Origin of the sequence: Rheinheimera soli (genome assembly GCF_021290985.1) — a bacterium.
Lineage (GTDB): Bacteria > Pseudomonadota > Gammaproteobacteria > Enterobacterales > Alteromonadaceae > Pararheinheimera > Pararheinheimera soli.
This window is the reverse complement of record NZ_JAJOYU010000031.1, coordinates 39477-51648: the sequence shown is the minus strand read 5'-3', so window position 1 is coordinate 51648 and position 12172 is coordinate 39477. Positions and strand designations below refer to the sequence as shown.

The 12172-nt window shown below is 46.5% G+C and carries 9 protein-coding genes; 3 read left to right on the top strand and 6 right to left on the bottom strand.

From position 1 onward, the window contains the following. Positions 1 to 291: 291 nt before the first annotated feature. Positions 292 to 831: a hypothetical protein gene (locus LSG37_RS17465; RefSeq protein ID WP_233081087.1), complete on the bottom strand. Its 540-nt coding sequence runs from the start codon at positions 829 to 831 to the stop codon at positions 292 to 294. 658 nt (positions 832 to 1489) lie between these two features. Here LSG37_RS17465 and vapB point away from each other — a divergent pair. Then, a complete protein-coding gene (vapB, locus tag LSG37_RS17460; protein WP_233081086.1) occupies positions 1490 to 1723 on the top strand; it encodes a type II toxin-antitoxin system VapB family antitoxin in 234 nt (77 codons plus the stop codon). A gap of 86 nt (positions 1724 to 1809) precedes the next feature. Here vapB and LSG37_RS17455 read toward each other — a convergent pair whose 3' ends face one another. Then, on the bottom strand, positions 1810 to 2706 hold the full coding sequence (locus LSG37_RS17455) for a carboxylesterase family protein (protein WP_233081085.1): 897 nt from the start codon (positions 2704 to 2706) through the stop codon (positions 1810 to 1812). Between the two features lie 364 nt (positions 2707 to 3070). Between LSG37_RS17455 and LSG37_RS17450 the strand changes: the two genes are divergently transcribed. Continuing rightward, a complete protein-coding gene (locus tag LSG37_RS17450; protein WP_233081084.1) occupies positions 3071 to 6925 on the top strand; it encodes a PAS domain S-box protein in 3855 nt (1284 codons plus the stop codon). Positions 6926 to 6980: 55 nt separating this feature from the next. Here the strand turns inward: LSG37_RS17450 and LSG37_RS17445 are convergent, their stop codons facing one another. The 3 genes from LSG37_RS17445 to LSG37_RS17435 all read right to left on the bottom strand — a co-directional run bounded on the left by LSG37_RS17445 (position 6981) and on the right by LSG37_RS17435 (position 10741). Continuing rightward, positions 6981 to 8636 carry a diguanylate cyclase gene (locus tag LSG37_RS17445; protein WP_233081083.1) on the bottom strand — a complete coding sequence of 552 codons (1656 nt, stop codon included), beginning with the start codon at positions 8634 to 8636 and terminating at the stop codon, positions 6981 to 6983. Between the two features lie 156 nt (positions 8637 to 8792). Further along, on the bottom strand, positions 8793 to 10052 hold the full coding sequence (locus tag LSG37_RS17440; RefSeq protein WP_233081082.1) for an ABC transporter permease: 1260 nt from the start codon (positions 10050 to 10052) through the stop codon (positions 8793 to 8795). Next, on the bottom strand, positions 10046 to 10741 hold the full coding sequence (locus LSG37_RS17435) for an ABC transporter ATP-binding protein (protein WP_233081081.1): 696 nt from the start codon (positions 10739 to 10741) through the stop codon (positions 10046 to 10048). The genes LSG37_RS17440 and LSG37_RS17435 overlap by 7 nt, the downstream gene beginning before the upstream one ends. Before the next feature lie 67 nt (positions 10742 to 10808). Here LSG37_RS17435 and LSG37_RS17430 point away from each other — a divergent pair, with 67 nt between their 5' ends. Continuing rightward, positions 10809 to 11366 carry a DUF3299 domain-containing protein gene (locus tag LSG37_RS17430; protein WP_233081080.1) on the top strand — a complete coding sequence of 186 codons (558 nt, stop codon included), beginning with the start codon at positions 10809 to 10811 and terminating at the stop codon, positions 11364 to 11366. A gap of 71 nt (positions 11367 to 11437) precedes the next feature. Here LSG37_RS17430 and LSG37_RS17425 read toward each other — a convergent pair whose 3' ends face one another. Further along, a complete protein-coding gene (locus tag LSG37_RS17425) occupies positions 11438 to 11995 on the bottom strand; it encodes a ZrgA family zinc uptake protein (RefSeq protein WP_233081089.1) in 558 nt (185 codons plus the stop codon). Between the last annotated feature and the right edge of the window lie 177 nt (positions 11996 to 12172).

Here is a 12172-nt window from a genome sequence, read left to right as displayed (position 1 = left end):
GGCCACCTAACGGTGGCCTTTTGCTTTATTGTGGTTTCGCGGTGGACGCGAAGCGCCGTTAGGGGTTCAGCCGGAGCTTGCGCAGCAAGCGTAGACAACGCCCAAAGGGCGGCCTCTCGTTGTCAAACGAGAGGTGAGCGGCAAAGCCGCGAATAAATCCCCCCAACTACCTAGCCACCGCAAGGTGGCCTTTGCCATCAGCCGCAGCAAGAAATTGAGTTGTCACCACTAAATACCAAGCACAAAACAGGGAGCAAAGGGCAAGGCCTGACACAAATTTTTTCGGGCCCCCTAGATACTTAAGTTCTGCTTGCCCTTCAAAACCAGATTTGTGTAAGACTCCGCTAATTTATCTGCCAAAGTCGAAATGTCATTTAGCTCCTTTTCTACTTCTGGCGGAATGAAGTGGTCTGGGTCACAATCCCCCCTGACACAAGTGGACCACTCCTCGGTCTTTGGGTGAATCAGCTCTCCGAGCTTGTATCTGAATGCGAGAAAGTCATCTGCAAAAGGCTTAAAAACCTTTTTCATCTCTGGTAACAAGAACACAGAATCAGGTGCTTGCAGAAACTCGCCTACCTCAAAAATAGGTGCTGAGGCCCCTCGATGTATTGATAACGCAAAATTATGTCTTGTGAAAAGGCCGACGGGAGCAGAATCTGTCGGAAGCATCGACAATATACGACGGTAAAACGTCCTGTCAGCTTCAAGCGCATCGACTTTTAGCTTACCTTGGAACTGCGCTCGTTGTTGAACAAAATGCCCTCCCCAACCGAGAACTATCCCGACTACAAGCAAACCGCCGTCTTTCAGCAACTCCCACATGTCCATTCAACGACTCCATATCCATTGTGTAAAAAGTAGAGACTAAACGAATTCCCGCACGACCACCATAGCCGGACATCAGGGTACACCTTAAAGTCCGGTCTAATTGTCCGGAAAAAGTAGAGATATTAAGATTTACATTAGCGAAAAGCTGAAGATAATTCGGTACATCTAGATCTTAATGTCTTATGAGGTGTTTATGTCCCACATTGCCTACATCCGTGTAAGCTCAGCCGACCAAAACACCGACCGCAAGCTCGACGGCATTACTATCAACAAGACGTTTACCGATAAGTGTTCTGGCTGATCTACTCACCGACCAGCCCTGCAAGATCTTCTCAATTACGTCCGCGAGGGTGATACAGTTCATGCTCACTAGATCGACCGACTTGCCCGTAACTTAAAGGACCTAGTGGCGCTGGTCGAAAGACCTAAAGCCAAGGGCGTCAAGAGTTAAATTTCATTAAGAATCGCTTACTTTTGAGGATGCAATCAGTAATACGATGCAAGACCTTATGCTGCCTATGATCTGAGCCGTGGCACGGTAATCCCCTACCGCAAAATGGCCACTTTAAGACTCACATTAAAATATTTCCGTAACTTGAGTCACTAAGCATTCGGGTATATGTTTTCAGCATCGGTATAAGTAAGTGGAGAATGCACAATGAAAACAGCTACTGTGTTTCAACATAAAAACTCACAGACCGTGCGCTTGCCAGCAGAAGCTTGCTTCCCAGAACGTGTGAATGAGGTCAGCATTAGGGTTGTTGGACAAGATCGTATTCTCACACCTGTAGCAAGTACATGGGATTCATTTTTCTTCCAAAGCGAAGTCGCCACGGAAGATTTTACCTTAGAGCGAGCCAGTCAAGAGCAACAAGAGCGGGAAAGGTTTTAGCTACAAATACGTGCGGCACCAACAAAGCCAGAGGCTACCTCGCGATAGCCTTCTGTTTTATCAAGAGCCCAAAGTGACTATCAACCCTACTTCTCCTGCCCCAATAACCAGCCATAAATATCCCAGCCTTCGTACACTTGTCGCCAAGCGTCGTGTTCGGCTTGTTCCAGCATACTAAAGCGCACATTGGTGTGGCCTAATTGGCGCAGCTTCTCTATGCCTGGGTAGATGTTATCTTTATTGATAGCCGAATCACGGCCTGCAGCTATCACCCAAAGTGGTAACTTAGCTTTGGCTATAGGTGGCATTAAATCCGGATGACCCCAAGCCACTACAGGAGCAGCGGCAGCAAATAATTGTGGGTGTTTGCTGGCCATATACCAGGTGCCAAAACCACCGTAGCTGATGCCAGAGATATACAGCCGTTTGGTATCTGTGTTGTAATTTTTCTGCACTGCGGCAAGCATCGCCAATAAATCCTGCTCTGCCTTCTCCCAGCCATTTGGCAATAACACTGGTACTTTCGACATATCAGCTACAGCTTTAGCTGGCGCTATGGCTTTATCAGATGGAAACATCACAGGGCGCTCAGGCACGCCATCCGCTAAGCGTTTGGGAATATCAGCTTTGCTGCGGTTGGCAATATAAGGCAGCTTACCCATATCAAACATCTGCAATTGCGGCACTATCATAATAAAAGGTAGGTCACGTTTTTGTACCCAGGCTTCGTATAAAGGGCCGTGAACCATAGTGTAATCAAGCTCATCCAGGCCATTGCCACGTTCGCCATTACCGTGCAAAAACAACAGCACCGGCCATTTTTGTGCAGCCTTTTGATCATAGCCCGCAGGTAAATAAACAAAATACTGCCGCTTTAAACCATCGACTGTGCTTTGATAATCTTGCCTCAACAGCTGCGCCTCTGAGGCTTGTGCAACACTCACCAGCAACAAAGTGCATAAAAATAATAGTCTGAAGAACATAAAAACTCCTTTTGATCATGACGCTGCAGGATTTCAGGCACGACCAGCCTGTGCTCACCACATTAACCCCTCCCCCATGCTCGCTGACTTTTTGTTTTTTGTCATGTCACTTTGCTGTAATTTCAGCCAAAGCCACTGCAAAGTGAGTTCTATACACATTAAAAATGCGCTGCTTTTACAAAGATAAAGCTAGCTTGGTCATTCCCTTTAAAGAAACAAGTCAGCTTAAACACCAGAGTCAGGGCAAGTGTTTACACTTATTACTCTGCTCAACTGCTAAATACCTGCTTTGTTTCTGCTTTTTGTTTAAAAGCTTCTAAATTTACAGTTACACTCAATTCATATCTCTTGTCTGGAATTTGGTATGCGGGCAGCTTTTCCATCCAACGAAGCACAACGTTTAGCAACACTACATTCGCTGAATATTCTTGATACAGCACCTGAGGCGGCCTTTGATGCGCTGGTACAGTTAGCCAGTCATATTTGCCAAACCCCTTATGCGGTGATGACGCTGGTGGATAAAGACAGGCAATGGTTTAAAGCTAAGATTGGTTTTGATCATCATCAAACCAGCAGAGATATTTCTTTTTGTGCTCACAGCATTCTGGAGCCAAACGCGCTGACCTACGTATCAGACGCCAGTGAAGATCCACGTTTTTCCGATAACCCTGATGTCATCAAACCGCAAGGCATACGTTTATATGCCGGTACCCCACTCACCTTAAGCAACGGCGTTGTATTGGGTACTTTGTGCGTGGTAGACACCAAAGTCAGAGAGCTGACACCTGAACAACAATACAGCCTGTCCCTGCTTGGCATACAGGCCGTGCAGCTGTTGGAAGCGCGGCAGAAGGCCGAACTTTATTATCAACAACAACGTACTTTGACCACTGTCATTGAAAATGCGCCCTTGTTGTTAGGCCAGGTCGATACAAACTTTCGCTACATTTTTTGTAACCACAAGTATGCCGAATGGTTTGAGCTGGACCCCACTAATATGTTGGGAAAAACTATCCTTGAAGTTTTTGGTGAAGCCCCTTTTGCTGAAGCCAAAGCCTCGCTGGAACTGTGCCTGACTGGAGAACAAGTACATTTTTATGCAAAACCAGCCAGCGGGCAGGTTTTTGAAGTCAATTTTGTGCCCCAAAAAAATCAACGTGCTGAAGTGGAAAGCATTTTGATTATTGCGGCTAATGTTACCGAAGTGCATCAGCAACAAGCTCAGATTAAACAGGAGCATGACAGGATGGACGCCATTATCAATGGCTCCAACCTTGGTACCTGGGAGTGGAATGTCCAAACCGGAACTACTGTTTATAATCAACGCTGGTTTGAGCTACTGGGCCTGCAACAGCAAGGCTGCACTTCGGTGACCTTGTGGGCAGACCTCACCCATCCAGACGATTTAGTTCAGTCAAAAAAGTTATTGAGCCAGCATTTCGCCCGGCAAAGCCCATATTACGACACAAAATTCAGAATGAGGCATCAGGATGGGCACTGGGTATGGATCCATGCCATAGGTAAAGTGATGAGCTGGACCAGCGATGGTCAGCCGCTGCTGATGTTTGGTGTCCACACCGATGTCACCCAGGCATTAGAAAAAGAAACCGAAATCCTGCAAACCCGCTCCTGGTTGCAAGCCATTATTGACTCCTCTACAGAAGCGGCACTGATTTCTGTTGACCCAAGTGGCACTATTCAGCTGTTTAATACAGGAGCTGAACGTATGCTGGGTTACAGCGCAGACGAACTGGTTGGTCAACATAGCCCAGCCTTGTTTCATGATCCGGCAGAAGTTGAAGCTCACGGCCAGCTACTGAGTACACATCATCAGCAAAACATTCAGGGCTTTGACGTTTTTGTTTATCTGGCAAAGCAAGGTCAAAGCGAAACCAGGCAATGGACCTACATCTGTAAAAATGGGGATAGAAAACAAGTACGCCTGAGTGTGTCTGCAATGCGCGATGAACAAAACAACATCCGTGGCTTTTTGGGAGTCGCTATTGATGTGACGCAGTTGGAGCACCTAAACCATGCCTTGCTGATGAGTGAACAACGGTACCGTTCTATGTTGGATAACTTACCTGGTGTGGTTTACCGTTGCCGTAATGACGCCAACTGGACCATGCTTTTTATCAGTGACGAGGTGTTTGCACTGACGGGTTATAAAGCCCAGCAATTAATCCGCAACAAAGAAATGAATTTTTCCAGGCTTTATCATCCGGACGATGCAGAACAAGCCAATACGTTAGTGCAGCAGGCTCTGGCTAACAAACAACGTTTTCATGTGGAATACCGACTCTATCACCAAGACGGCAGCCTGCGTTGGGTACAGGAACTGGGTCAGGGTGTTTTTGATGAGCAAGGTGAACTGTTATATATAGATGGCTTTATCTGGGATGTATCTTCACAACACGAAGCCTTGCAGGCCTTAAGCTCAAGCGAACAAAAACTCTCCTCTTTATATCAGATGGCACCACTGGCTATAGTGCTGAACCGTTTTAGTGATGGTGTTTTTCTTGAAGCAAACCCCGAGTTTTACCGCATGCTGGGTTATCAGAATGCCGAAGCCATGACTCAGAGGCCATCATTTGCGGATGATGCCACTATGGCGGCCGAGCCGATGATGCAACTGCAACATAATGGCCGTTATGGTCCATTGGAACATGAGTTGCTGCATAACGACGGACACAAGGTACCTGTGTCTGCCACAGGAGTGCTGATTAAAAATCACGAAGGTGAGCAGCACATCTGGTCCATTATTCAGGATATCACTGAGCGTCGCCGTATTGAGCAGATGAAAAATCAGTTTGTTTCTATGGTAAGCCATGAACTGCGCACTCCACTGACTTCTATTTCCGGCTCTTTGGCGTTAATCACTGGCGGTGTTCTGGGCCCAGTACCAGCTGCTATGATGCCTATGCTGGATATCGCCAAAGACAACAGCTCCAGACTCAGCCAGTTGATCAACGATCTGTTGGATATAGATAAGCTGGTCGCAGGAAAAATGCATTTTGATATGAGCCTGTGCCTGATTTCCGATCTGCTCGAGAAGTCAGTCCAAAGCAATCAGCCTTACGCTGATAAGTATCAAGTTCAACTTCAACTCTGTGAACAAGCGGACGCCCTGGTGATGGTGGATGCGATGAGATTTCAGCAAATTATGGCGAATTTGTTATCCAACGCGGCCAAATTCTCACCTGCCGGTTCAATAGTTAAAGTGCGTTCCTTGCTGGACGAAGGTCAGGTCCGGATTGAAGTTGAAGACCAAGGCCCGGGTATCACAGATGAGTTTAAAGCTTTTATCTTTGAGAAATTCTCGCAGGCTGATGGCGCAGACAGCAGGCAAAGCGAAGGCACAGGCCTTGGTTTATCTATAGTCAAAGAGCTGACTGAACATATGGCAGGCAAAGTTGGCTTTTACAACCTGAGCCCCAAAGGCAGCTGTTTCTATCTGAGCTTTACTCAAGCCAGACAAGCCAGCCTGAATCAGCCGAAAATACTGGTGGTGGAAGATGATCCCCACGTAGCAGGCTTTGTGATGCAGTTGCTGCACAGCCAGGGTTACCAAAGCCACTGCGCTGCCACATTAAAAGATGCAATAGCAGCTTTAGATCAGGACTTATATCAGGCCGTGACACTGGATCTGAGCTTGCCTGATGGCCATGGTTCAGCTCTTTTTGCAGAATTGCGCAGCCGCAGCCACTACCAGACCACTCCTGTACTGATCGTCAGCTCTGAATCCAAAGATGACCACACTCAGCTGTTAGGTGGGATCCACGCTCTGGATTGGCTGGATAAACCTGTGTCGCCCTCGTCACTGCTTGAAAAACTGGAGCTGTTATTAGGAGCTGATAAAAACCATACCATCAGAATTCTGCATGTGGAAGATGACCCCCATTTAGGCCAAATTTTGGCCATGCATCTGGCTGACTTTGCTTCGTCAGTACAAGCCACCAGTGTCAAATCGGCTCTGCAGCTTTTAAATAGCCAAAGATTTGATTTAGTTATATTGGATATTGGTTTGCCTGACGGTTCAGGCCTAGAGTTGTTGCCTGAATTAGCGGTTCGACAGCCACAGACCCCTGTCGTTATATGGTCAGCTCAGGAATTAAATCAGGCACAGCGACATCAGGTGGATTTAGTCTTAGCAAAAAGCCGAATCGACTTACCTGCGTTACTACAGCAGTTAAAAAACTTACTGCCGCCCATGCAGTAGCAAGCTAAAGCTCAGCCTGTAGAGACAACATTCTCGTCAGGCTGTTTAGTGAGCGTTAAGAAACAGGCTGATACAGCTGGGTTTGATTTCGTCCTGCATGTTTGGAAGCGTACAAGGCTTTATCGGCCTGATCGATCAATTGATCGGTGTGATCTGTCGCTGTGGCCTGGCAAATACCAGCACTGAAAGTACAGTGGAAATTCTGATAGTCAAAACTAAAAGGTAAGCTGGCAAAAGATTGTCGTAGTTGTTCTACCAGACCAAAAGCTTGCTGCTGATTACAATCAGGTAAAATCAGTAAAAACTCTTCGCCACCATAGCGGCCAATAATGTCAGTTTTACGTAACTGCTGCTTGAGTAAGTTGGCTAAACTGCTGATCACCTGATCCCCTGTCAGGTGACCATAGTTATCATTGACCTTTTTAAAGTGGTCAATATCCAGCATCACCACACTTAAAGGCTCACCGGTACGCTCGCTGCGTTGCAACTCATGACTCAGTCGCTCTTTTACTCTGGCATGTTGCAACAAGCCGGTTAAGCTGTCTTTTGTCATCATATCAGCCAGTTGTCTGGCGCGTTGCGCTCTGGCAAAAACGGCCACTATCAACGCAGTGTCAGTAATAGGTTTGGTCAGGAAATCGTCGCCCCCTTTCACCAGCGCGGCCAGTTGGCGTTCACCATCAGTTTCTGAAGACAGGTAAATAATAGGTACGCTAAGCCATTCATCCTGCAACCGGATCAGTTGAGCCAGCTCAGGCCCTGAACAATCAGGCATCAGTACATCCAGCAAGATAACATCGGGGCGGAAACGGCTCAGGCCATCATAAATTTGTGAAGGGTCCAGTAAAATTTCTGCACGTAAACCAGCGCCTTGCAACACCAGAGCATAATGTTCTGCTAAAAGCTGATCATCATCCACAATCAGCACTCTGAAGGCTTCACGCCGCCTTACTGCCAATAAACGCTGTAAACGGGCTTCAAGGGCTGTGGTGTTTAGAGGTTTAACAAAATAACCCTGAGCACCTATACGCACAGCCTGCAAATGATGTGCAAAGCTGTCATGACTGGTTAACACCAGTACAGGCAAAGCCTCAGCTAAACTGCGCTGAAAACCAGCAATGTAATCTAAACCTGTTTGTTCTTCTTCCGGCAAGGAAATATCGAGGATCAAAGCATCGGGTAACTGCGTTTTCAACGCCTGATCCAATTCGGCAATACGTTTGTAACTTTGGATCTGGTAACCAAAAGTGGCTAAAGTCAGGGTCAGATGATTGGCGATTTCTTCATCATCTTCCAGTACGTAAATGGTCGCTTTTTGATCATGCAACAGATCCAGCTTGGCAGACGTCAGGTTCATCACCTGATGCCCGCTTTGATGGGCATACTGCACCTGCTGGAAACTGGTCATAAAACTATTAATTTTGCCAAGATCAGGCACAGACTCTTCAGCTAACCAATCTTTTAGTTGCAGCTCCAGATTTTTTGACAGCTTGCCCAGTTGCGGCAAGCCGAAAGTGCCGGCAGATCCAGCTAAAGTATGGAATTTATGCTTAAGCGGAAGCAGCACAGAACGCCAGTCTGGTTGGGCAGATAAGGTGACTAAGGCGCTAACCTGAGAGGCTAAAACAGGAATATCGGCTTGTAAGCGCTCCATATATTGATGGTGAAGCTTAGCCAGTTGTTGCTCTAATTTGGATTGCTCTGCAGTCATGCTCAGTCATTGTTCGATTGTAGGTGCAGTTCTACTATAACAAATGATTAAACAAATCCCAGCGAGAAATACAAATTTGCCGGGATATTTGCACGCTATGTGCTTAAAACAACAACAAAAATTGGGCATAATCCAAAACGGATATGCCCAAATCAGTTATAACCTGACCATCAATCCTGAAGCCAAGGCTCGGCGATAAGCTAAAAAGGCCGGAATAGCGCCCAGCAACAAAGTCAGGCCAAGTACTGCAGCAAGCAGTATGCCGGTCTGGTCATGCCATGGGTTGATGCTGATAAAAAGCCCGTACTGACTGGCTAATAATTCACGGAAGCCCCAAAGTCCTGCCACTAAAATGATAAATGCAGACCCAATGGATAATAACGCCATCAGCAATAACTCCAGCTCTATCAGTAAAAATACAGTGGAAGCAGGAGCCCCTACAGCACGTAATATCGCCATTTCACGCTGACGTTCTTTTAACCCTGCCAACAAGGTTGTGACTATACCTACTAGTGTTGCCACTATGACTAATACAGTGATCAGCAGCAGCATATTCTCTACCATACTGAGCATTTGCCACAGCTCAGCTAAAGCAACACCAGGCAAAATAGCGGACAGTGGCTCGCCTTTAAATTCATTCAACTGCCGTTGCACCGCAAAAGTGGCCATTTTAGATTTGAGCCCCAGCATATAAGCGGTAATGACTTTAGGTTCTAAATCCATAGCCAGGCTTTGTTCAGCACTGATACTCCGGCCTGGCGCAGGCATACCACCGCCTTGCCAGCCCAGATGAATGGCTTCAATGCCTTCCAGTGGAATATGCACACTCTGATCCACAGGAGTACCAGTGGCAGCCAGAATACCAACCACTTCAAAAGGCTTGTCTTTATGCTGAGCAAAACTAACACTGCCGACACCATGCGACAAAATGATTTGCTCACCCAACTGATAACCCAGCTTTTGCGCAACGACAGAACCTAAAACCGCCTGATACACCCCAGCAAAGACTTTCCCTTGTGCCAGTTTTAGCGGCTGCTTTTCGCCATACTGGTAAAACTTAAAATAATCTTCGTTGGTGCCTATCACCCTATAGCCCCGGTGGGAATCCCCTAAAGAAAGCGGAATACTCCAGGCCACCTGCGGATGAGTTTTTACCTGCTTATAATTCTGCCAGCCAATATTATTGGTGGCGTTGCCAATACGAAATACTGAATACAACAACAAATTCAGCTGGCTGGAACGGGCGCCAACAATCAGATCGGTACCAGACACTGTGCTGGTAAAACTGCTTTTCGCTTCATGACGTATATGATCGATACCCAATAACAAAGCAATACTGATAGTTAACGAGATAACCGTCATCAGCACAGTGCCTTTACGGTTCCATAAACTGGCTCTTGCCAACTGCATTAACATGGCTGAACTCCTTTGTGTAACTGCTCCATATCCAGCTCAAACTTAAAATACGCACGCAAAGCAGGGTCATGACTGACAAACACCACTGTGGTGCCACAAAGTTCAGCTTCACTGAGCATCAGTTGCATAAAGTTGTCTCTGTGTTTATGATCCAAAGCTGAAGTGGGTTCGTCGGCAATCAATAAAGCGGGCTGACTCAACAAAGCACGGGCTATCGCCACCCTCTGCTGCTGGCCAACACTTAATTGATTGGCTGGCGCTTGCCACAACTGTTGCTCTAAACCCAGTTTTTGTAATAAATAACGAGCCCGCTGTTCTGCCTGTGGGATTTTTTTTGCAAAAGCACTGACCAGCAAGACGTTTTGCAACACTGACAAATAAGGAATTAAGTTCAGTTGCTGAAACACCACCCCTATAGAAGATGCACGCAATTGATCCCGTTTGGCCGCTGATAATGCAGCCATAGACTGACCGGCGATCAAAATATCACCGAACTTACAAGGGTAAATCCCGGCCAACAAATTCAGTAAGGTGGTTTTGCCTGAACCAGAAGATCCATAAATAAATAAGTGCTGGCCCTGCGCTAATTGCAGTTGTGGAATTTCCAATAAAGGGGCTTGGCCCGGCCAACTGAACACCAAAGATTTGAGTTCAAGTGCCGGAATTTTCAGGTCTGTGTGCGCTGACATTACAATGCTCATGTTATGATACGGCTTCTTTTGAGACCTTATAACATATGCAGAGGCTGAGGCTCCAATGGTTAAATCGTTATACATGGCGTTAATTCTGACTTTGGTCGCATTTACTGCGTTACCAGCAAAAGCTGAAGACTACAAGACATTGGAATGGACAGATTTATTGCCGGAAGAAGATTTAAAAAAAATGGAACAACTGCCGGAAATCAGCCATGAAGGTGGCGAAGCTCCAGCTGGAGGTGCATTAAATCAGGCTTTTGGTAATCAGGACCCGGCCGCTGCCGCATGGAATGAAGTGTTGATGTCTGCCAATGTCAAAGGCGAGCTGAACAATAAAAAAGTGAGGGTTCCTGGTTTTATTGTGCCAGTGGAATACGATGCAGATCAAAACGTCACTGCATTCTTTTTAGTGCCTTATTTTGGCGCTTGTATTCACGTGCCGCCACCACCACCAAACCAGATTATTTTTGTCACCAACAAGCAAAAAATTCAAGGTGATATGATTTATTCGCCTTTCTGGATAAGCGGCACTTTAACCACTGAAACCATGAGTCATGATTTGGCAAAATCAGCCTACTCTATGAAAGCCGATAAAATTGAAGAATATACCTACGAGTAAGTGATTTCTTTTACCCAATAAAAAAATCGGCTTTTGCCGATTTTTTTATTGGTGATTAATGCTTTGTTGGCTTACTGCGCTGTCAGAGACAAAGCGCCTGACCCCGCGGCCCAGTCTGCGGCCCCTTGTTCACCATTTACAATCCACTGTACTGTGACTTTCTCCACGCCAGCGGCGATAGCTGCTAAGTCAAGCGTCAATGCCTGTAAACGCGCCGGATTCTGACAAACCAGAGTGTAATTGGCATTTAAATCTGCATGCTGTGGTTTAGTGGTGCGCTCTGCAGTTAAGTCAGAACTGATATCTGTGCCCGTTACAGTGCAATGAGCTTGAGCATCAAAACTAAACCAGTTGGCCGAGGTAAAGTCTGCAATCATTTTCTGCACTAACTGGCGCTGCGTATCATCTTTCGCCTGATGTTCAAAACCCACAACGTTAGCGGTTGGAGTCGCAAAAGCCAGCTCGGCCTCGTTACCTTCCAGCACAAAAGTCAGAGTTGCCTGACCGTGAGTGTGACTGCCATGTTCTTCATGATGGTGTTCCTGAGCCAGAGCAGTGCCGGTCAACAGGCCACTGGCAAGAAGCAAACCTGACATTATTGTTTTTGTATTCACTATTGTTGATTTCATCACGGCCCACTCCAAAGCAAAAAATTCTGCTTTATCATAACCTCAGCACCCTCAGTATAAGCGGTCTGATTTGGCTTTTTGCCGCAGTTTTTTGTAGATCCAACGGTATCAGCCCTGCGAAATTGCAATTGATCTGATTAAGAGTCCCTGCCGTATCCAAAAGCAAACTAATGGCAA

Excerpts from the sequence above, each read along its gene's own strand:
- LSG37_RS17465 (WP_233081087.1), bottom strand. The coding sequence starts at position 831 with ATGGACATGTGGGAGTTGCTGAAAGACGGCGGTTTGCTTGTAGTCGGG.
- vapB (WP_233081086.1), top strand. The coding sequence starts at position 1,490 with ATGAAAACAGCTACTGTGTTTCAACATAAAAACTCACAGACCGTGCGC.
- LSG37_RS17455 (WP_233081085.1), bottom strand. The coding sequence starts at position 2,706 with ATGTTCTTCAGACTATTATTTTTATGCACTTTGTTGCTGGTGAGTGTT.
- LSG37_RS17450 (WP_233081084.1), top strand. The coding sequence starts at position 3,071 with ATGCGGGCAGCTTTTCCATCCAACGAAGCACAACGTTTAGCAACACTA.
- LSG37_RS17445 (WP_233081083.1), bottom strand. The coding sequence starts at position 8,636 with ATGACTGCAGAGCAATCCAAATTAGAGCAACAACTGGCTAAGCTTCAC.
- LSG37_RS17440 (WP_233081082.1), bottom strand. The coding sequence starts at position 10,052 with ATGTTAATGCAGTTGGCAAGAGCCAGTTTATGGAACCGTAAAGGCACT.
- LSG37_RS17435 (WP_233081081.1), bottom strand. The coding sequence starts at position 10,741 with ATGTCAGCGCACACAGACCTGAAAATTCCGGCACTTGAACTCAAATCT.
- LSG37_RS17430 (WP_233081080.1), top strand. The coding sequence starts at position 10,809 with ATGGTTAAATCGTTATACATGGCGTTAATTCTGACTTTGGTCGCATTT.
- LSG37_RS17425 (WP_233081089.1), bottom strand. The coding sequence starts at position 11,995 with ATGAAATCAACAATAGTGAATACAAAAACAATAATGTCAGGTTTGCTT.